This is a genomic window from Vibrio sp. 2130-1 (assembly GCF_033339515.1).
The window spans coordinates 1-19,243 of the sequence record NZ_JAWOUT010000018.1; the positions used below are offsets into that span (position 1 = coordinate 1).

17 protein-coding genes are annotated in these 19,243 nt (G+C 46.4%); 8 read left to right on the forward strand and 9 right to left on the reverse strand.

Features of this window, described 5'->3' with window-relative positions; genetic code table 11:
* Nucleotides 1-69 precede the first annotated feature (69 nt).
* The 3 genes from hemG to R7Q09_RS20660 are packed head-to-tail and all read right to left on the reverse strand — an operon-like array spanning nucleotide 70 to nucleotide 2,734.
* Complete coding sequence (hemG, locus tag R7Q09_RS20650; RefSeq protein ID WP_054577148.1) at nucleotides 70-597, reverse strand: menaquinone-dependent protoporphyrinogen IX dehydrogenase; 528 nt, start codon at nucleotides 595-597, stop codon at nucleotides 70-72.
* Nucleotides 598-606: 9 nt separating this feature from the next.
* Nucleotides 607-2,064: a TrkH family potassium uptake protein gene (locus R7Q09_RS20655; protein WP_005378893.1), complete on the reverse strand. Its 1,458-nt coding sequence runs from the start codon at nucleotides 2,062-2,064 to the stop codon at nucleotides 607-609.
* A 46-nt stretch (nucleotides 2,065-2,110) separates the two neighbouring features.
* Nucleotides 2,111-2,734 (reverse strand): YigZ family protein, encoded by a 624-nt coding sequence (locus R7Q09_RS20660; RefSeq protein WP_318071144.1) that lies wholly within the window; start codon nucleotides 2,732-2,734, stop codon nucleotides 2,111-2,113.
* Between the two features lie 261 nt (nucleotides 2,735-2,995).
* Between R7Q09_RS20660 and fadB the strand changes: the two genes are divergently transcribed.
* The 3 genes from fadB (at nucleotide 2,996) to R7Q09_RS20675 (ending at nucleotide 7,588) form a co-directional block, all read left to right on the forward strand.
* Nucleotides 2,996-5,167 (forward strand): fatty acid oxidation complex subunit alpha FadB, encoded by a 2,172-nt coding sequence (fadB, locus tag R7Q09_RS20665; protein ID WP_318071145.1) that lies wholly within the window; start codon nucleotides 2,996-2,998, stop codon nucleotides 5,165-5,167.
* A 14-nt stretch (nucleotides 5,168-5,181) separates the two neighbouring features.
* On the forward strand, nucleotides 5,182-6,357 hold the full coding sequence (fadA, locus tag R7Q09_RS20670) for an acetyl-CoA C-acyltransferase FadA (protein ID WP_318071146.1): 1,176 nt from the start codon (nucleotides 5,182-5,184) through the stop codon (nucleotides 6,355-6,357).
* Between the two features lie 250 nt (nucleotides 6,358-6,607).
* A complete protein-coding gene (locus R7Q09_RS20675) occupies nucleotides 6,608-7,588 on the forward strand; it encodes an MDR family oxidoreductase (protein ID WP_005378882.1) in 981 nt (326 codons plus the stop codon).
* A gap of 52 nt (nucleotides 7,589-7,640) precedes the next feature.
* Here the strand turns inward: R7Q09_RS20675 and R7Q09_RS20680 are convergent, their stop codons facing one another.
* Nucleotides 7,641-8,585: a LysR family transcriptional regulator gene (locus R7Q09_RS20680; protein ID WP_005378881.1), complete on the reverse strand. Its 945-nt coding sequence runs from the start codon at nucleotides 8,583-8,585 to the stop codon at nucleotides 7,641-7,643.
* 168 nt (nucleotides 8,586-8,753) lie between these two features.
* Nucleotides 8,754-8,936 carry a hypothetical protein gene (locus R7Q09_RS20685; RefSeq protein WP_005378880.1) on the reverse strand — a complete coding sequence of 61 codons (183 nt, stop codon included), beginning with the start codon at nucleotides 8,934-8,936 and terminating at the stop codon, nucleotides 8,754-8,756.
* 133 nt (nucleotides 8,937-9,069) lie between these two features.
* On the opposite strand from R7Q09_RS20685, the gene tusA reads away from it, so the two are divergent.
* Nucleotides 9,070-9,318: a sulfurtransferase TusA gene (gene tusA, locus R7Q09_RS20690; protein ID WP_005378879.1), complete on the forward strand. Its 249-nt coding sequence runs from the start codon at nucleotides 9,070-9,072 to the stop codon at nucleotides 9,316-9,318.
* A gap of 44 nt (nucleotides 9,319-9,362) precedes the next feature.
* Here the strand turns inward: tusA and R7Q09_RS20695 are convergent, their stop codons facing one another.
* Both R7Q09_RS20695 and R7Q09_RS20700 read right to left on the reverse strand, forming a co-directional pair.
* Entirely contained in the window at nucleotides 9,363-9,623 is a 261-nt protein-coding gene (locus R7Q09_RS20695) for a hypothetical protein (RefSeq protein ID WP_005378878.1), read from the reverse strand.
* Between the two features lie 160 nt (nucleotides 9,624-9,783).
* Nucleotides 9,784-10,338 (reverse strand): TMEM165/GDT1 family protein, encoded by a 555-nt coding sequence (locus tag R7Q09_RS20700; RefSeq protein WP_005378877.1) that lies wholly within the window; start codon nucleotides 10,336-10,338, stop codon nucleotides 9,784-9,786.
* A gap of 484 nt (nucleotides 10,339-10,822) precedes the next feature.
* On the opposite strand from R7Q09_RS20700, the gene glyQ reads away from it, so the two are divergent.
* From glyQ to R7Q09_RS20720, 4 genes are all read left to right on the forward strand, one after another.
* Nucleotides 10,823-11,740 (forward strand): glycine--tRNA ligase subunit alpha, encoded by a 918-nt coding sequence (glyQ, locus tag R7Q09_RS20705; RefSeq protein WP_005383818.1) that lies wholly within the window; start codon nucleotides 10,823-10,825, stop codon nucleotides 11,738-11,740.
* A 13-nt stretch (nucleotides 11,741-11,753) separates the two neighbouring features.
* The gene (gene glyS, locus R7Q09_RS20710; protein ID WP_213969039.1) at nucleotides 11,754-13,820 is read left to right on the forward strand and encodes a glycine--tRNA ligase subunit beta; all 2,067 of its coding nucleotides are present in this window, start codon (nucleotides 11,754-11,756) and stop codon (nucleotides 13,818-13,820) included.
* A 217-nt stretch (nucleotides 13,821-14,037) separates the two neighbouring features.
* Nucleotides 14,038-16,122, forward strand: coding sequence for an alpha-amylase (locus R7Q09_RS20715; RefSeq protein ID WP_318071147.1), 2,085 nt, complete (start codon nucleotides 14,038-14,040; stop codon nucleotides 16,120-16,122).
* Nucleotides 16,123-16,351: 229 nt separating this feature from the next.
* The gene (locus R7Q09_RS20720; protein WP_017635592.1) at nucleotides 16,352-17,605 is read left to right on the forward strand and encodes a valine--pyruvate transaminase; all 1,254 of its coding nucleotides are present in this window, start codon (nucleotides 16,352-16,354) and stop codon (nucleotides 17,603-17,605) included.
* A gap of 127 nt (nucleotides 17,606-17,732) precedes the next feature.
* Here R7Q09_RS20720 and R7Q09_RS20725 read toward each other — a convergent pair whose 3' ends face one another.
* Together R7Q09_RS20725 and R7Q09_RS20730 are read right to left on the reverse strand one after the other, a co-directional pair.
* Nucleotides 17,733-18,170: an Hsp20 family protein gene (locus R7Q09_RS20725; protein ID WP_005378857.1), complete on the reverse strand. Its 438-nt coding sequence runs from the start codon at nucleotides 18,168-18,170 to the stop codon at nucleotides 17,733-17,735.
* A gap of 533 nt (nucleotides 18,171-18,703) precedes the next feature.
* The gene (locus tag R7Q09_RS20730) at nucleotides 18,704-19,120 is read right to left on the reverse strand and encodes a GreA/GreB family elongation factor (protein ID WP_017821918.1); all 417 of its coding nucleotides are present in this window, start codon (nucleotides 19,118-19,120) and stop codon (nucleotides 18,704-18,706) included.
* Nucleotides 19,121-19,243: the final 123 nt, after the last annotated feature.

The following is a 19,243-nucleotide window of genomic DNA, read 5'->3' on the forward strand; positions in this document are numbered from 1 at the left end:
TCGTTTTTTTTGATTTTTTTATCGTTCGGATAAATTTGCATCAAAAGCGGTCAAAAGAGCACGTTATTTCTACAGTTCTCTGAATTTATCTGCGAAAAGAGCCACTTTTTCCCAATTGGTGTACTCCACCTCTTTGGTCGTATCAGTTTCGCCACCCGTCATCGACATAATGAACCTAATCATAGTTCTGTCGAACCAGCTGTAACGTGGGTAATAAAGTGCACCAGCAAAAACACCTATTAGCGTTGGTTTCCAAGGCGACTTAATTAGGAACTTGTGAATGTAGGCACTACCTTCAGGTGTATCCTTTCCTTGGTCCTCTTTACGAGCGGTTAGGTTTACGCAGAAAAATGCCACTTTATTTTGCTCCAATTGATTGAGGTTTCGCTCAATAAACTGGTATAGCTTTTTATTAAGATGGCCATAGCGAATAGAGGCGCCTATCAATACTCTGTCGTATTGGCTGAAGTCAATCGTCTCGACATTATGTAAATCCACCAGCTCACAATCGAAGTCTGGAAGTTGTTCATCTATATAGTGGAGAATTTTTTTAGTCTGCCCTTCGCGGGAAGAGTATAGAAATAATGCTTTTGCCACGATTTCCCCTTAGCTACGCCAAAACGTCGGCGTAAGTAGAATAAGTAAGGTAAAGATTTCCAAACGACCAAACAGCATAGAAACTATTAATACCCATTTTGCTTTGTCGTTAACATCACCAAAGTGAAGCGCCACTTCTCCCAAGCCAGGACCGAGGTTGTTCAGAGTCGCAGCCACCGCCGAGAACGCACTGAGCTCATCCATTCCTGTTGCAATCAACCCCAACATACAAACCACAAATACCAATGCGTATGCGGAGAAGAAACCCCAAACCGCATCGACAACACGTTGCGGTAGGGCACTGCCACCTACTTTGATGGTGTAAACCGCGCGTGGATGGACTAAACGTTTTAGTTCACGCGCACCTTGTAAGGTAAGAAGCAGGATACGGATCACTTTCATGCCGCCGCCTGTTGAACCAGCACAACCACCTATAAAGGAAGAGAACAATAACAGCACAGGTAAGAAGAGCGGCCAATCCGCAAAACCTGTTGTCGTAAAGCCCGCTGTTGTGGATATTGATACGGTTTGGAACAGAGCCTGATCGAAAGCATCGTATGTCGATGTGTAAGAGTGATGTTTCAGTAATAATAGAAAGCAAATGATAAATAGCAGCACTTGAATAAACAAGAAGGCGCGAAACTCAGGATCTTTCCAGTAATACTTGGGATGTACGCCACCTGATGCAAATGCAGCAAAGTGCAGTGTGTAATTACATGCAGATATAAGCAGAAAAACCACCGTAATCAGGTTAATCGCGTAACTATCAAAGTATCCGATGCTGGCATCGTGGGTAGAGAAGCCACCAATGGCAATGGTGGAAAAGCTGTGACTGATGGCATCAAATGGCGTCATACCAGCTAACCAAAAAGCCGAAGCACAGGCGATAGTCAGGCTCAAATAGATGTACCAAAGCGCCTTAGCAGTTTCTGCTATGCGCGGCGTCACTTTAGTATCCTTGACTGGACCTGGGATCTCGGCGCGGTAAAGCTGCATACCACCGATGCCAAGTACTGGCAAAATCGCCACCGCTAATACGATAATTCCCATACCGCCGAACCACTGCAGTAACTGTCGATAGAATAGAATCGCTTTAGGTAACTCATCCAAACCAACAATAACGGTCGCCCCGGTCGTCGTGAGAGCAGAAAACGATTCAAAAAACGCATCTGTCACTGAGACGTTCGGGTTGTCAGCAATGAGAAAGGGGATCGAGCCTGCGCTGCCAAGTACTGTCCAGAACAGAACGACAATAAGAAAGCCATCTCGAGCTTTAAGCTCGTGCTTATACCTGCGGTTTGGGTACCAACAAACGGCCCCACAAAACAGCAGAACAAAAAATGTCGTGACAAAAGGCACACCTGCACCATCTCGATAGATCAGCGCAACGAGTGCTGGCGCAAGCATAGTGACACTAAAGAGTGCGAGCAGTAGCCCGACGATTCGAATAATTGAACGAAATTGCATGGATAAATTGACTAGCGAAGCTGTCCCTGTTGCTTCCTGTTTTTCATTATTGTCCGTCTGGCGGAGTGACAATTGCCTTTGCCCCGCTTTTATTGATGATTGCTTGGGTAAACGCGCTCACTTCTCGAAGCTCAATTTCCACCACTAATACGACCTGATCGCTGTATTCAGCCTCGACTTCTATCGCGCCAAATTGCGGCATGATTGATTGTGCGATAGGCATAAACCCATAGTCTAACGTTAGTCTGAGCTTTGTGGTTATTTTTTTCTCAATAGTTTGAAGCAGCTTGAGCGCTTGTTGAACCCCACCCCCATACGCTTTAACCAAGCCGCCTGTACCTAACTTGATTCCACCAGAGTATCGCGTGACCACAGCCGTGATCTCCCCCACCCCAGAGCCAGACAGCTGCGCCAGGATTGGTTTGCCTGCTGTTCCGGACGGCTCCCCATCATCACTAAAGCCCCATTTCATTGAATCTTCCGGGCGACCAGCAACAAAGCCCCAACAGTTATGTCTGGCATCAGCGTGTTTAGCTTTGATTTGATCAACAAATGCTTTTGCTGCTTCGATACTTGGCGTGTGTGCCAAATAAGTAATGAAGACGCTCTTTTTAATTTCTTCTTCAAATTGAGCGGGCTCTGCTGGAATCAGATAAGGCTTGTCATTCATAGGATTATGGATTCATGTCTATTTGCCTGAAGTCTATCACGAGTGTGATTTACCCGTCGCATAAGATCTGCCACAGCGCACAATGTTAAACACTTGTTTAAAAAATGTATTGAAATTAAACAATCCACGATCCAAACTAACTTTACTGGTCAAACCAGAACAAAAATAAAACGACTTCCTCGATACCTATTTGCCGAGGTACACGGCGTCGTTGAAATAGGTATACAGACAATCCACGATTGTATGTCATGGAGATAGACAATGATTTACCAAGCCGAAACCCTACAGGTAAAGGAAATACAAGATGGTATTGCAGAGCTAAGCTTCTGCTCTCCAAAATCCGTCAACAAACTCGACCTAGCGACATTAGAATCGCTAGATAAAGCTCTTGATGCGCTCATTGCCCATCAAGGCCTCAAGGGGTTGTTGCTCACTTCAGATAAAGACGCATTCATTGTAGGCGCAGACATTACCGAGTTTTTAGGTCTGTTTGCTAAAACGGATGCCGAGCTCGACCAATGGCTGCAATTTGCTAATAGCATCTTTAACAAACTAGAAGACTTACCCGTTCCGACCATCTCAGTGATCAAAGGCCACGCTCTTGGTGGCGGTTGTGAATGTGTGCTAGCAACAGACATGCGTATTGGTGACAAAACCACCAGCATCGGCCTACCAGAAACGAAACTGGGAATCATGCCGGGCTTTGGTGGTTGTGTACGCTTACCTCGCGTTATTGGCGCAGACAGCGCAATGGAAATCATCACCCAAGGTAAAGCATGCCGAGCTGATGAAGCATTGAAAATTGGCTTACTCGATGCTGTTGTAGAGACTGATGCTTTATACGAATCAGCACTACAAACTCTTAACTCTGCAATTAATGAGAAACTTGACTGGCAAGCACGCCGAGCACAGAAAACATCTCCGCTAACGCTGAGTAAGCTTGAATCAATGATGAGCTTCACCATGGCGAAGGGTCTGGTGGCACAAAAAGCAGGTCCTCACTACCCTGCCCCAATGACAGCCGTTATCACGATTGAAGAAGGTGCTCGCTTTGCACGTAATGAAGCGTTAGACATTGAACGTAAGCACTTCGTGAAATTGGCTAAAACGGAAGAAGCAAAATCACTCGTTGGCCTATTCCTTAATGATCAATACATCAAAGGCATTGCGAAAAAAGCAGCGAAGTCAGCAAGTAAAGACACGCAACGTGCAGCCGTATTAGGTGCAGGTATCATGGGTGGCGGCATTGCTTACCAATCAGCGCTAAAAGGTGTGCCAGTCTTGATGAAAGACATCGCACAAGCGTCGCTCGACCTAGGCATGACTGAAGCATCTAAGCTGCTGAATAAACGCTTATCTCGCAGTCGCATTGATGGCTTTAAGATGGCGGGTATTTTAGCGTCAATCACACCGAGCTTACATTACGCAGGTATTGAAAACTCTGATGTGATTGTTGAAGCTGTCGTTGAAAACCCGAAAGTAAAAGCAGCAGTTTTGAGTGAAGTTGAGTCCCATGTCGGTGACGACACCGTTATCACCTCAAACACCTCGACGATTCCTATCAACCTATTGGCAAAATCACTAAAACGCCCAGAAAACTTCTGTGGTATGCACTTCTTCAACCCAGTGCATCGTATGCCTCTTGTTGAGATCATCCGTGGTGAGCACACCTCTGATGAAACCATCAATCGTGTTGTGGCGTATGCTGCGAAAATGGGCAAATCACCAATTGTCGTTAATGACTGCCCAGGGTTCTTCGTTAACCGCGTATTGTTCCCATACTTTGGCGGCTTCAGCATGCTACTTCGTGATGGTGCTGACTTTACGAAAATCGACAAAGTCATGGAGCGTAAGTTTGGCTGGCCGATGGGACCGGCGTACTTGCTTGACGTAGTCGGCATTGATACCGCGCACCACGCACAAGCTGTGATGGCAGAGGGTTTCCCTGAGCGTATGGGTAAACAAGGTCGTGATGCGATTGATGCACTGTTCGAAGCAGACAAATATGGTCAGAAAAATGGTAATGGCTTCTACAGCTACACCATAGATAAAAAAGGTAAGCCGAAGAAAACCTTCTCCGAAGCGATCTTACCGGTACTTGCTGACGTTTGTGCCGATAAGCAGGACTTTGACGATCAGACCATCATTCAACGTATGATGATTCCAATGATCAACGAAGTGGTGCTGTGCCTACAAGAAGGCATCATTGCCACTCCACAAGAAGCGGATATGGCACTGGTTTATGGTCTTGGTTTCCCTCCATTCCGCGGTGGCGTATTCCGCTATCTAGACAGCGTGGGTATTGCTGAATACGTTGAAATGGCAAAACAACACGCCGAGCTAGGTGCGATGTACCAAGTACCGCAAATGCTGATTGATATGGCGGCGAAAGGTGAAAGCTTTTACGGTGCACAACAGCAAGGTTCTATCTAAGGAGGGATTCTAAAATGACTAATCAAACAAGAAATGTTGTCGTAGTCGATTGTCTACGTACTCCAATGGGTCGCTCTAAAGGTGGTGCTTTCCGTCATACACGAGCAGAAGATCTATCTGCGCGCCTAATGACAGGCATTCTTGCGCGTAACCCACAAGTGAACCCAAGCGAGATTGAAGACATCTACTGGGGCTGTGTACAGCAAACACTAGAGCAAGGCTTTAACGTTGCACGTAATGCGGCGCTGCTTGCTGGTCTGCCGATTGAAATTGGCGCCGTGACGGTGAACCGCTTGTGTGGCTCATCAATGCAAGCGCTTCACGATGGTACACGTGCCATCATGACTGGCGATGCTGAAATCTGCCTAATTGGTGGTGTTGAGCACATGGGGCATGTGCCAATGAACCACGGTGTAGACTTTCACCCAGGTATGTCAAAGAACGTAGCAAAAGCTGCGGGCATGATGGGCTTAACGGCTGAAATGCTTGGTAAATTACATGGTATTAGCCGTGAGCAACAAGACGATTTTGCCGCTCGCTCTCACGCTCGTGCGCACGCAGCAACCGTAGAGGGTCGTTTTAAAAATGAAATTCTACCAATTGAAGGCCACGCAGCAGACGGCACACTGTTCACTCTGGATTACGACGAAGTGATTCGCCCTGAAACATCCGTTGAAGGTCTATCTCAACTTCGCCCAGTGTTCGACCCTGCAAACGGTACAGTAACAGCCGGTACATCATCGGCTCTGTCCGATGGTGCATCAGCGATGTTGATCATGAGTGAAGAGAAAGCTAATGAACTTGGCTTGAAGATTCGTGCACGTATTAAAGGCATGGCCATTGCGGGCTGCGATCCTTCTATTATGGGTTACGGTCCTGTACCTGCGACGAAAAAAGCGCTCAAGCGTGCCGGTCTTTCAATTGAAGACATGGATGTGGTTGAGCTAAACGAAGCATTTGCCGCGCAGTCTCTGCCGTGTGCTAAAGACTTAGGCCTGCTTGATGTTATGGATGAGAAGGTCAACCTTAACGGTGGTGCGATAGCATTGGGTCATCCACTAGGCTGTTCTGGTTCACGTATCTCAACAACGTTGATCAACCTAATGGAAGCGAAAGACGCGAAATACGGTCTGGCCACCATGTGTATCGGTTTGGGTCAGGGCATTGCGACAGTATTTGAACGACCATAACAGTTCAAGACGTTGTTGTAGTGATCGAGCCAACAATCATAAGCAAATGAACTAGTACTAAAATTTTTGGTATTACACTTAAGGGCGACAATTGATGTCGCCCTTTGTTTTACATCAAACATGCATGAAGAGCATACATTAAATGCTCAAGTTTCATTTTATTCATAGACAAAGAAGACATACACTTAGACCAGTTGATATCTTGCTGCATGTGACCCAGAGTCATGCTACCGCACAATCGGAGAACCTTATGTTTAATGCTCTAGTTCTAAATCAAGAAGACAAACGTACTATCGCTAACATCGAGCAAATCGATGAAACACAACTGCCTGAAGGCGACGTTCTGATTGACGTTGATTACTCATCGTTAAACTACAAAGACGGTCTTGCGATCACAGGTAAAGGTAAAATCATCCGTAACTTCCCGATGGTGCCAGGTATTGACCTAGCAGGTACGGTAGTAAGCTCAGAAGACGACCGCTACCAAGCTGGTGACAAAGTTGTCCTTACTGGCTGGGGCGTGGGTGAAAACCACTGGGGTGGTATGTCTCAGCGTGCTCGTCTAAAAGCAGATTGGCTAGTACCACTACCAAAAGGTCTAGACAGCAAGAAAGCAATGATGGTTGGTACTGCTGGTTTCACAGGCATGCTATGTGTTCAAGCACTGCTTGATGCAGGCATCAAACCTGAAAATGGTGAAATCCTTGTAACTGGCGCAAGTGGCGGTGTAGGCTCAGTCGCAGTAACGCTTCTAGCACAGCTTGGCTACAAAGTTGCTGCAGTGACAGGTCGTGTAGAAAAAAATGGCCCGCTACTTGAAAAACTAGGTGCTAGCCGCATCATCGACCGTACTGAATTTGAAGAACCAGCACGTCCACTTGAAAAGCAAGTATGGGCAGGTGCGGTTGATACTGTAGGCAGCAAAGTACTGGCTAAAGTATTGGCGCAAATGGATTACAACAGTGCAGTTGCAGCTTGTGGTCTTGCAGGTGGTTTTGATCTACCAACCACAGTGATGCCGTTCATCCTACGTAATGTTCGCCTACAAGGTGTGGACTCAGTAATGTGCCCAACAGAGAAACGTATCGCTGCATGGGAAAAGCTGGTCGAGCTACTACCAGACAGCTACTTCGAGCAAGCGTGTACTGAAGTTGCTCTTGCTGAAGCACCGAAATATGCAGAAGACATCACCAACGGTCAAGTAACGGGTCGTGTGGTTATCAAGCTATAAACACTGACTCAGTGTAAACAGACGAAGAGCCGGCATTGCTGGCTCTTTTTTGTTAGCAGTTCAGTCCCATATCTTCGATACGTTTAGCTATCAGACGGCTACACTCTTCACGCACAATCGTTCTTAACCATTCTTGAGCGGGAGAATGCTCGCAACGCGCATGCCAAATCATCGAGTATTCAAACGGCGTGAATTGGAATGGTAACGGTTTCACCACCAAGTCATAACGCTCGGCAACCAGATACGCCAAGTCCGCTGGCACTGTGATGATAATTGGCAAGGTATCCATGATCGCCAATGCGGCTTCTAAATGATAAGCCCGCAGAACCATTTTACGCTTAGGTTTCTCCATCAAAGCTTGTTCGATCAGTGCCTTAACACCATCACTGATGGCGATCATGGCATGTGGATGACTCAGATAATCATCCAAGCTCATTTCTTTATCCGCTAATGGATGCTGTTTTGAAAGCATACACAGCACCCCCACTCGCCCCAACACTTCACTGCGTAGAGGCTCCACCGGGCCTGTCGGGCGACAAATCGCTAAGTCTGCACCTTCATAAGTGAGCTGATCTGATAAACGGTCGTGTTGCAGTGGTAAGAAGTTGAAAGACACGTTTGGCGCTTCTTGGTAAATTCTCGGCAAAGCGAACGGTAAGATTGTTTGCATGGCATAGTCGGTGGTCACGATGTTGAAAGTCTGCACGCATTGCAATGGGTCAAACTCAACCGGAGATAACAACTGACGTAAAGACTCTAATGGTTCGCCCAATGAGCGATCGATCTCTAACGCTTTCTGAGTTGGGATCAAATGCTGTCCCTGACGAGTAAACAGCGGGTCTCCCAACAAGTCACGTAGACGACCAAGCACACGACTCATTGCCGATTGACTCAAGTTCAGACGTGTTGCCGCCTTACTGACACTGTTTTCTTCTATCAGTACTCGCAACGCAACCAGTAAATTTAAATCTCGGCGATAGATATCTTCCAGTTCCACGAATTAGCCACTTATTTTGTATGTGTTTGGGTAAATTGTACTCTTTAGGCAAAAAAAATCCCGCCTTTCAGCGGGGAAGCCCAAGAAAAATGGGGATAGTGTCGGAATGAAGTGTCGGTAAAAAATAGGTGAGCGTTATTAAAAGCATTCTGATCCAAGCAAGAAGCGCTAATTTTCTTGCTCAGATGCGCCAGACCATCTGCGCATCTCGATCCAAATCCCAATAATAGTGGCAACCATGCCTACAAGAGGCGTCAAAGAGGTGTCAGCTGGCGTCCTGAGTACCAATGCACAAAACGAGATAAAACACAGCACTGAGTAAATCGTAAGTCTGTCTAACGCTGTTAACATTGCCTCTCCCTTGCCAGTTGTTACCAAATTGTTAATTTAAGGTAAAACAAAAAATTCGGTTTGCCAAGTGGTTATTGAATATTTTTTCAACGAAAGTAAAATTCAACGCTCAGTTAGTTACGAGAATCACACTATGAGCTTTAATCCTGAACTGGCAAACAAGACATTAGAGGCGGAAGGACTGCGCTGCCCAGAGCCAGTGATGATGGTCAGGAAGACAATTCGCAACATGCAAGATGGTGAGATTTTGCTGGTCAAAGCAGACGATCCATCCACGACTCGAGACATTCCGAGTTTCTGCCGCTTTATGGACCACCAATTAGTTGCGGCACAAACGGAGCAAGTTCCGTATCAGTACCTGATCAAGAAAGGATTGGAATAATCTGGTCGAACTAAAAACGGCAGCCAATATTGGCTGCCGTTTGTTTATTCGTCGTATTCGAGTGTGCGAACTTCTGATTGGAGCTTGTTAAGTTGTTTCTTCATTGCCCGCATCTCTTCATGCATAGGAATGATGTGAGCGACACGAATCCACGCTTCTACTGTCAATCCAGTAAGAACGAACGATCCTGCTACAATCGGTAACCACATATCAGTTAGCACCATCGCTAGTAAACACAGCGCTAAACCAAAAGTGAATAAATAACTCTGACTCTTCGGGGACATCCCCATGTAACGTGTAAGCATAAACTTGCCCTCTCGCTATCATTCACACCATTAAACTACCATGACAAGTATGACACTTATATGTCATCCGTCACGCAACGGAACGATTTTGAGTCAGAGTTTGAACTCGCGCAGCACGCCACTAATGATTGATAACTCACATCATTTCACGTGCAAAAAATCAGAACAGTGCAGCCCCTATTGCCAGAGCAATAAACAAAAATGCGGTGATTTTACGGATCAGCCCTAAAGGCATCTTGTCGGCCGACAATTTACCAATCAGGACCACAGGAACATTCGCCAGCAGCATACCGATTGTGGTACCGATAATCACCAAACTTAACGCATCCGCGTATTGCGCCCCTAAGATGGAAGTGGCGATCTGAGTTTTATCGCCTATCTCCGCAACGAAGAACGCGATAAAGCTGGCAATAAATGGGCCTCGATTAGAAATCTGTTCGTCATCATCCAGTTTGTCCGGGATCAGAACCCAAGCCGCCATCGCGACAAAACTGACCACCAGCACCCACTTTAAAATCTCAGGTGATAGATAGTCTGCGACAACCACACCTAACCATGCAGCCAAAGCGTGGTTGGCAATAGTTGCCAAAAAGATTGCTGCAATAATTGGGATTGGTTTTCGGTAACGACTTGCGAGTAATAGAGATAGCAATTGGGTCTTATCGCCAATTTCTGCTAACGCTACAGTAGTAATTGAAATAGCTAAAACGCTCACGACATGCTCATTGGGGCAGGGATTATTATTTTTAACCGAAGACAAACCTCACGCCCCTACCCCGGTTCGTGATGATTTGTCTAAGGTCTTGCTAAACTTGAAAGGCTTCAAGTCTCGAACGCCATGGTGATTTTGCACCAATTATGTTGACGGACGAACCAGATGAAACAGAAACTTCATCAGGTAAGCTACTCCCCAAAGACAGGCGCAATTCTAGCCACCTTTGTTGCGCTTCTCAAGAGCCAAAGCAGGCAAAAACTCCCTTTTAGGAAAAATACAGCAGATAACGCGGTAAAAATTCATTAAAGGAGAAAATCGCCCACGAATTAATCAAGATTAGCTCTACTCCCATGCTCAATATCTGGTTATACTAGATTGTTAATTTATTCAACCGTAATTACTCTTTATCGCCGTTGTTAGAGTTGAAAAACTCGGCATAGATGACGAATTAACGAGTAACAAGAGAATCGCGCGAACCTGACTTATGCAAAAATACGATATCAAAACCTTCCAGGGAATGATCCTCGCGCTGCAGGATTATTGGGCTCAAAATGGTTGTACCATTGTTCAACCGCTAGATATGGAAGTGGGTGCGGGTACCTCTCACCCAATGACCTGTCTACGAGCGCTTGGCCCAGAGCCAATGTCGACAGCTTACGTACAACCTTCACGTCGTCCTACTGATGGCCGTTACGGTGAAAACCCTAACCGTCTTCAGCACTACTACCAATTCCAAGTAGCGCTAAAACCATCGCCTGACAATATTCAAGAGTTGTACCTTGGCTCCCTTGAAGTTCTTGGTATTGACCCTCTTGTACACGACATCCGTTTCGTAGAAGACAACTGGGAAAACCCAACACTAGGCGCATGGGGTCTGGGCTGGGAAGTTTGGCTAAACGGCATGGAAGTGACTCAGTTTACTTACTTCCAGCAAGTTGGTGGTCTTGAGTGTAAACCAGTAACTGGTGAAATCACTTACGGTATCGAACGTCTAGCAATGTACATCCAAGAAGTAGACTCTGTTTACGACCTAGTTTGGAACATCGCACCAGACGGCAGCAAAGTGACTTACGGTGACATCTTCCACCAAAATGAAGTAGAGCAATCGACTTACAACTTCGAGCACGCAGACGTTGAATTCCTATTTGGTTTCTTCGAACAGTGCGAGAAAGAGTGTAAAGAGCTGCTTGAGCTTGAAAAGCCACTGCCACTACCTGCTTACGAGCGCATTCTAAAAGCTGGTCACGCATTCAACCTACTAGACGCACGTAAAGCGATTTCAGTAACTGAACGCCAACGTTACATCCTACGCATCCGCAACCTGACTAAAGCAGTTGCAGAAGCATACTACGCATCGCGTGAAGCTCTTGGCTTCCCAATGTGTAAGAAAGAACAAGCGTAAGGGGTAGAGTAACATGGCAAAAGAATTTCTAATCGAGCTAGGTACAGAAGAGCTACCACCAACGCAACTTCGCACACTAGCTGAAGCATTCGCAGCAAACTTCGAAGCAGAACTAAAAGGCGCTGAACTTGCTCACGAAGGCGTGAAATGGTTCGCGGCACCTCGTCGTCTTGCGCTTAAAGTCGCAGCATTGGCTGAAAGCCAGTCTGACAAAATCGTTGAAAAGCGTGGTCCTGCGGTTTCTGCAGCATTTGACGCAGAAGGCAACCCAACAAAAGCGGCTCAAGGCTGGGCACGCGGTTGTGGCATCACGGTTGACCAAGCAGAGCGCATGGTTACAGACAAAGGCGAATGGCTACTGTTCAAGCAAGAAGTGAAAGGTCAGCCAACGTCTGAGATCGTCGTTGAACTTGCAGCGAAAGCACTAGCAAACCTACCTATCGCAAAACCAATGCGCTGGGGCAACAAAACGACTCAATTTATCCGTCCAGTTAAGACGCTAACCATGCTAATGGGCAGCGACCTAATCGAAGGCGAGATCCTTGGTGTTGCTTCTGACCGCACTATCCGTGGTCACCGCTTCATGGGTGAGCAAGAGTTCACTATCGATTCTGCTGAGCAATACCCTGCAATCCTAGAAGAGCGCGGTAAAGTAATGGCAGATTACGAAGCGCGTAAAGCAATCATCCTCGCTGACGCACAAAAAGCGGCAGCAGCGGTTGGCGGTATCGCTGACCTAGAAGATGACTTAGTAGAAGAAGTAACGTCTCTTGTTGAATGGCCAGTAGTACTAACAGCGAAGTTTGAAGAAGAGTTCCTAAAAGTGCCTTCTGAAGCGTTGGTTTACACCATGAAGGGTGACCAGAAGTACTTCCCTGTTTACGATGAAAACAAGAAGCTACTACCTAACTTCATCTTCGTATCGAACATCGAATCAAAAGAGCCTCGTTACGTAATCGAAGGTAACGAGAAAGTGGTTCGTCCTCGTCTTGCTGACGCAGAATTCTTCTTCAACACAGACCGTAAGCGTCCGCTTATCGACCGTCTGCCTGAACTAGAGCAAGCGATCTTCCAAAAGCAACTGGGTACGATCAAAGACAAAACAGACCGCATCACAGAGCTTGCTGGCTACATTGCTGAGCAAATCGGTGCTGACGTTGAGAAATCAAAGCGTGCTGGTCTACTAGCAAAATGTGACCTAATGACCTCAATGGTATTCGAATTCACGGATACTCAAGGTGTTATGGGTATGCACTACGCTCGCCACGACGGTGAAGCAGAAGAAGTTGCAGTAGCACTGAACGAGCAATACATGCCTCGTTTCGCAGGTGATGAACTGCCATCTAACGGTGTTTCAACTGCAGTTGCAATGGCAGACAAGCTAGACACTATCGTAGGTATCTTCGGTATTGGTCAAGCACCTAAAGGCAGCGATCCATTCGCACTACGCCGCGCATCTCTAGGTGTACTACGTATCATCGTTGAATACGGCTACAACCTAGATCTTGTTGACCTAGTAGCGAAAGCGAAGTCACTGTTCGGCGACCGCCTAACCAACGACAACGTTGAACAAGACGTTATCGAGTTTATGCTTGGTCGTTTCCGTGCTTGGTACCAAGACGAAGGCTTCAGTGTAGACATCATTCAAGCAGTTCTAGCTCGCCGTCCGACGAAACCAGCAGACTTCGACCAACGAGTTAAAGCGGTTTCTCACTTCCGTGAACTAGAAGCAGCAGAGTCTCTAGCAGCAGCGAACAAACGTGTAGGTAATATCCTAGCGAAATTCGACGGCGAACTAGCAGCAGACATCGACCTAGCACTTCTACAAGAAGACGCAGAGAAAGCACTAGCAGAAAGCGTTGAAGTAATGACGGAAGCGCTAGAGCCAGCATTTGCTACAGGTAACTACCAAGAAGCCCTAAGCAAGCTAGCTGACCTACGTGAACCAGTTGATGCATTCTTTGATAACGTAATGGTAATGGCAGACGACGAAGCACTTAAGAAGAACCGTCTGACACTACTGAACAACCTGCGTAACCTGTTCCTACAGATCGCAGACATTTCTTTGCTTCAAAAGTAATTCATTACTCTTCGAAGTGATTAAGAAATAAGTAAAAGGGAAGCAGATGCTTCCCTTTTTTGTTGCCTTCAAACCGATGAAGGTGACGCTTATTATTCATTTTGTGAACAAGACTAAAATTTGTAGGGTGAGACGCGTTTAACTTGTTGGTGTAGAGCTCGGATTGTAGAGGCACAGTTTTGCTATAACTGGACTGTTTATTCGGGGGAAGGACACAATGAAAAAAACAATTCTCGCACTCTCTATCGGTCTACTGAGCGCCTGCAGCCAGATACCAGAAAATGCCATCGTATTAAACGTTGGTGATGACACCGCTGTTTTTGAGGAAAACTCACAAGGCTTACTTGTCGCTGAGCAAAAACTCGAAAAAGGCAGTTATACCTTTACCATTGCTGACAGCAAGCAAAGCTGTGGCAGTAGCTTTGCCCTAGCAGAAGAAGATCGCATCAAATTCAATCGTCCATTAAAAATGGATAATTGCGCCACTGATGCACAAATGCCGCTGCGCATCTTCAAAGCCAATACCTATCAATTTACGCTCAATCCAACCACCAACGAACTGACGGTAAAAATTAAACCAAAACAAAGTCAGGACATCACCTACTCTTGCCCTGTCGCAACTGACACGCCAAAAACCATCAACGTTGCTCAAACTTTTAATGATGGCACTGTCGTTCGTGATGCCTTAACCGAACAAGAAACCACTGTCGCCAATGGCAGTGTCACCATGCAACCGGGTCCTATGAGCCAAGGTCTATTGCTGCTAGAAGAAGTTGAACAGCAAGCCGACAAACCGTTCAGTTGGGACAATGCGACGGTGTACTTCGTCATGACCGACCGCTTCTACAATGGCAACCCAGACAACGACAACAGCTACGGTCGCAGCAAAGACGGAAAATATGAGATTGGTACCTTCCACGGTGGTGACTTAGCGGGTCTGACGAAAAAACTCGATTACATCGAATCACTTGGTGTGAATGCTATCTGGATAACCTCACCACTGGAACAAATCCACGGCTGGGTTGGCGGCGGCGATAAAGGCGACTTTAAGCACTACGGCTACCACGGCTACTATCACCAAGATTGGACCAAGCTTGATGCGAACATGGGCACCGAAGACGAACTCAGAACCTTCGTCGATACCGCCCATAAGAAAGGCATCCGCGTGATTTGGGATGTGGTCATGAACCACACAGGTTATGCGACATTAGCAGACATGCAGGAATTCGGCTTTGGTCAGCTTTACCTTGATGACCAAGAAGCCAAACAAGTCCTTGGTGAAAAATGGACCGACTGGCAGCCAAAATCAGGACAAAGCTGGCACAGCTTCAACGACTACATCAAATACGGTGATAGCGAAGCGTGGGATAAATGGTGGGGCAAAGACTGGATTCGCACCGACATTGGCGACTACGATGCTCCGGGCTACAACGACATCACCATGTCTTTGAACTACCTACCGGATCTCAAAACCGAATCAACTCAGAAAACCGGATTACCAAACTTCTTCCGCAATAAAGACACCAATGCGCAAGATGAGCTGCAAACCCCACGTGAACACCTGATTACCTGGTTATCCGATTGGGTGCGCGACTATGGCATTGACGGCTTCCGTGTCGACACCGCTAAACACGTTGAAATGGAAGCGTGGGCAGAGTTGAAAGCCAGCACCACCCAAGCGCTTGCTCAATGGAAACAAAACAACCCGGACAAAGCCTTGGATGACCTACCTTTCTGGATGACGGGTGAAGTGTGGGCACACAGCGTGGTGAAGAGCAGGTATTTCGATAACGGTTTCGATTCCATCATCAACTTCGAGTTCCAATCTGACGTAGCACCAAAAGCACTGAAGTGTTTCGCTCAACTTGATAATGATTACCGCCGTTATGCAGAGCGCATCAATACCGATCCTGAGTTCAACGTGTTGAGCTACTTGTCTTCACACGATACACAGCTGTTTTGGTCAGCGCGCAGCCGCAGCTTTGATGACCAAGCACGTGCAGCAAATGCTCTGATGCTGGCTCCCGGTGCAGTACAGATCTATTACGGTGATGAGATAGCTCGTGATTTTGGCATTACTGGTTCAGACGCCCACCAAGGCACACGCTCAGATATGCCATGGGACAAGATTCATGGCGAGCGAGAAGATCTACTGCAACATTGGCAAAAGTTGGGTGAATTCCGTAAACGCCACCCAGCAGTTGCTCAAGGTAAGCACATCACTCGCAACCAAGAAGGTTACTACGCGTTCGAACGCCAATACCAAGACGACAAGGTGCTGATTGTTTACACCGGTGAGTAAATCACACTCTCTCCACCAGCAAGGGAAGCATAAGCTTCCCTTTTTTATTGTTCTTTTTGCCCGTTTGTCTCGTTCCTCTGGTCTGATGACGCACTTTTTTCTTTTTCGGCTTAATTCACACTTTGCGTTAATTACACATTGAGGTAAGGTCAAGGATTACTCGATAAGCCGATAAAACATCGGCATAAACATACACAAAGCAATCACAATGAATTAGGTATAAGTCAGCATGCAGTTCTCAAAGTTTGGTGAAAAATTTAATCAGTATTCAGGTATTACGCAGTTAATGGACGATTTGAATGATGGTCTGCGCACACCAGGTGCCATCATGCTCGGTGGAGGTAATCCTGCCGCCATTCCTGCCATGCTCGATTACTTTCACCAAGCCAGTGAGGAAATGCTCGCCAGTGGGGAGCTCGTCGCCGCCCTCGCCAACTACGATGGCCCGCAGGGTAAAGACGCGTTCGTCAAAGCGCTAGCTCAGTTATTCCGTGAAACTTACGGCTGGGATATTTCCGAAAAAAACATCAGCCTAACTAACGGTAGCCAAAGTGGCTTTTTCTACTTGTTCAACTTGTTGGCAGGTAAACAGCCAGACGGTTCGCACAAGAAAGTGCTACTGCCTATCGCGCCTGAATACATCGGTTATGGTGATGCTGGCATTGATGAAGATATCTTTATCTCTTACCACCCAGAAATCGAGCTGTTAGATAACGGCCTGTTTAAATACCACGTCGATTTTGAGCAACTCGCCGTCGACGACTCTGTTGCGGCAATCTGCGCGTCTCGCCCAACTAACCCAACGGGTAATGTACTGACAGATGAAGAAGTACGTAAGCTGGACAAGCTAGCACGTGAGAACAACATCCCACTGATCATCGATAACGCCTACGGTCTACCTTTCCCGAACATCATCTTTGAAGATGTCGAACCGTTCTGGAATGAAAACACCATCCTATGCATGAGCCTATCTAAGCTTGGTTTACCGGGCGTGCGTTGTGGCATTGTGATTGCGAGTGAAGAAATCACTCAAGCGTTAACCAATATGAACGGCATCATCAGCCTAGCGCCGGGCAGTGTTGGTCCAGCGCTGGCAAACCATATAATTGGCAAAGGTGATCTGCTTAAACTGAGTTCAGAGGTGATTAAGCCGTTCTACAAGCAAAAATCACAACGTGCGGTTGAACTGCTCCAACAAGCAATTACCGATGAGCGATTCCGCATCCACAAGCCGGAAGGCGCTATCTTCTTGTGGTTATGGTTTGATGAACTGCCAATCACAACAATGGAACTGTACCAACGCTTGAAAGCGCGTGGCGTATTGATTGTCCCTGGTGAATATTTCTTTATTGGTCAGCAAGACGAGTGGGATCACGCGCACCAATGCCTGCGTATGAACTACGTTCAAGATGATGAGATGATGCAAAAAGGCATTGCGATTATCGCTGAAGAAGTGGAAAAGGCTTACCGCGAAGGTAAATAGACGGATTGAACTCAGCCGTTCTTCTCTTTGAAATTACGGCTTTGAAATAGCGGATTTGAAAACCCCCAAACTAAAAAGAGCGCCCATATGGCGCTCTTTCTCATTCTATAACCGGGTGGTTAACTGATTAGTTGTTCTCAATCAGGTTGTTGCCACCGATAGCAATCTTACGTGGTTGCATGGCTTCAGGGATTTCACGAACTAAATCGATATGAAGCAGACCGTTTTCCATTGATGCACCCACGACTTTTACGTAATCCGCTAGCTGGAATTTACGTTCAAAATCACGTTCTGCAATACCTTGGTAAACGTAGTTTTTGCCTTCTTCTGCTTTACGTTCGCCCTTCACAATCAACATGTTTTCGTTTTGAGTCAGATCGAGCTGTTCTTCAGCAAAGCCAGCAACGGCCATAGTAATACGGTAGTTGTGCTCGTCTTTTTGCTCAATGTTGTATGGAGGGTAACCGCCAGAAGTATTTTTCGCTGTATTCGCTTCCATCAGGTTTAGCAGACGATCAAAGCCAATTGCATTACGGTATAGTGGTGAGAAATCTACATTACGCATAAATCTATCCTCTTAATTAAGCAATAGTCTTAGTTCAGATGAGTTCCATCCTACTGGCGTGTTTATGCAAAAACCAACGCCGAACTAAGAGATTCTTATCATTCCACTGGCCTTGGTTTGGCTCGGAGACATGATATTGAATCTAAAGGTTTAAGTTGTGTGCTAAAACGCCATATCCTCTTCTGAGCGATCTCGTTTTAGCGATTTCAGAGGGCTGGTCTTCTAGTCTCTAGCAAGCCAGTCACCCTCTTCATAACTAGATATAAGGTCGTCAAAAATGACTTTCAAGGGAAAAAATAAAAAATTTTTAAAGCATCCACTATCCCCTTGAACAGCTTAGTTCCTCATCACTTCGCGATCAGTGATAAAAAGCCCGCCGTTCTGGAGGGCTCAATCTACACTTTACTTGCGGGAGGATTTACGCGCTTTTACAACGCCCTTTTCTGCCGCCTTTTCCTGCTTTAGTTTGCGCTTTTCTTTTAGACTCAACTGCGGTTGTTTCTTTTCTTTCTTACTCATGACTTCACCTCTATTTATTGGCACAACAGACAACCACACAGCATTTTCTGAGCTGGTGGTTGCGATTGATGAACAATTTCAGTAATCACAAAGCAGCGTCGCTGATTAAAAATTTCCACTTCGAGCGCATCATTTTTAGCTCGACCTAACAGTCGAGACCCCAAATAAGAATCGACCGCGAGCATACCTGTCATGGGTTGCCCCTTGCGCGAGCTGACCAATGTCATGCGATATTGATAGGCGCGTTCAACATCCACTAAGCGAACCGTGTCCCCAACCGCAATACGAGTTCGGTTACGGCAATGGGCTTGTTGCTCGCAGGTTTCAAATAGCGATAACAACCTTAGTGGTGATTGATAGGTTAAAAAGCGACTGGTTAACCACCAAGTTCGCAGCGCCAAGCAGTACGCTGAGAACCAGCGTTCAAACATGATTATTTCCTTCTTAATGCCTTGTCTTACAAATAAATTCAGTGCATTGAACCGGAAGTGCATCACTTCCGGCTTAGTTCAGGAAAGTCATCACCATTTTCTTAGTCTCCTTATTCATCAGCT

What these genes read in the sequence shown, in the direction of transcription:
- R7Q09_RS20655 (WP_005378893.1), bottom strand. Translation starts at nt 2,064, where the DNA reads ATGCAATTTCGTTCAATTATTCGAATCGTCGGGCTACTGCTCGCACTC.
- R7Q09_RS20660 (WP_318071144.1), bottom strand. Translation starts at nt 2,734, where the DNA reads ATGAATGACAAGCCTTATCTGATTCCAGCAGAGCCCGCTCAATTTGAA.
- fadB (WP_318071145.1), top strand. Translation starts at nt 2,996, where the DNA reads ATGATTTACCAAGCCGAAACCCTACAGGTAAAGGAAATACAAGATGGT.
- fadA (WP_318071146.1), top strand. Translation starts at nt 5,182, where the DNA reads ATGACTAATCAAACAAGAAATGTTGTCGTAGTCGATTGTCTACGTACT.
- R7Q09_RS20675 (WP_005378882.1), top strand. Translation starts at nt 6,608, where the DNA reads ATGTTTAATGCTCTAGTTCTAAATCAAGAAGACAAACGTACTATCGCT.
- R7Q09_RS20685 (WP_005378880.1), bottom strand. Translation starts at nt 8,936, where the DNA reads ATGTTAACAGCGTTAGACAGACTTACGATTTACTCAGTGCTGTGTTTT.
- tusA (WP_005378879.1), top strand. Translation starts at nt 9,070, where the DNA reads ATGAGCTTTAATCCTGAACTGGCAAACAAGACATTAGAGGCGGAAGGA.
- R7Q09_RS20695 (WP_005378878.1), bottom strand. Translation starts at nt 9,623, where the DNA reads ATGCTTACACGTTACATGGGGATGTCCCCGAAGAGTCAGAGTTATTTA.
- glyQ (WP_005383818.1), top strand. Translation starts at nt 10,823, where the DNA reads ATGCAAAAATACGATATCAAAACCTTCCAGGGAATGATCCTCGCGCTG.
- glyS (WP_213969039.1), top strand. Translation starts at nt 11,754, where the DNA reads ATGGCAAAAGAATTTCTAATCGAGCTAGGTACAGAAGAGCTACCACCA.
- R7Q09_RS20715 (WP_318071147.1), top strand. Translation starts at nt 14,038, where the DNA reads ATGAAAAAAACAATTCTCGCACTCTCTATCGGTCTACTGAGCGCCTGC.
- R7Q09_RS20720 (WP_017635592.1), top strand. Translation starts at nt 16,352, where the DNA reads ATGCAGTTCTCAAAGTTTGGTGAAAAATTTAATCAGTATTCAGGTATT.
- R7Q09_RS20725 (WP_005378857.1), bottom strand. Translation starts at nt 18,170, where the DNA reads ATGCGTAATGTAGATTTCTCACCACTATACCGTAATGCAATTGGCTTT.
- R7Q09_RS20730 (WP_017821918.1), bottom strand. Translation starts at nt 19,120, where the DNA reads ATGTTTGAACGCTGGTTCTCAGCGTACTGCTTGGCGCTGCGAACTTGG.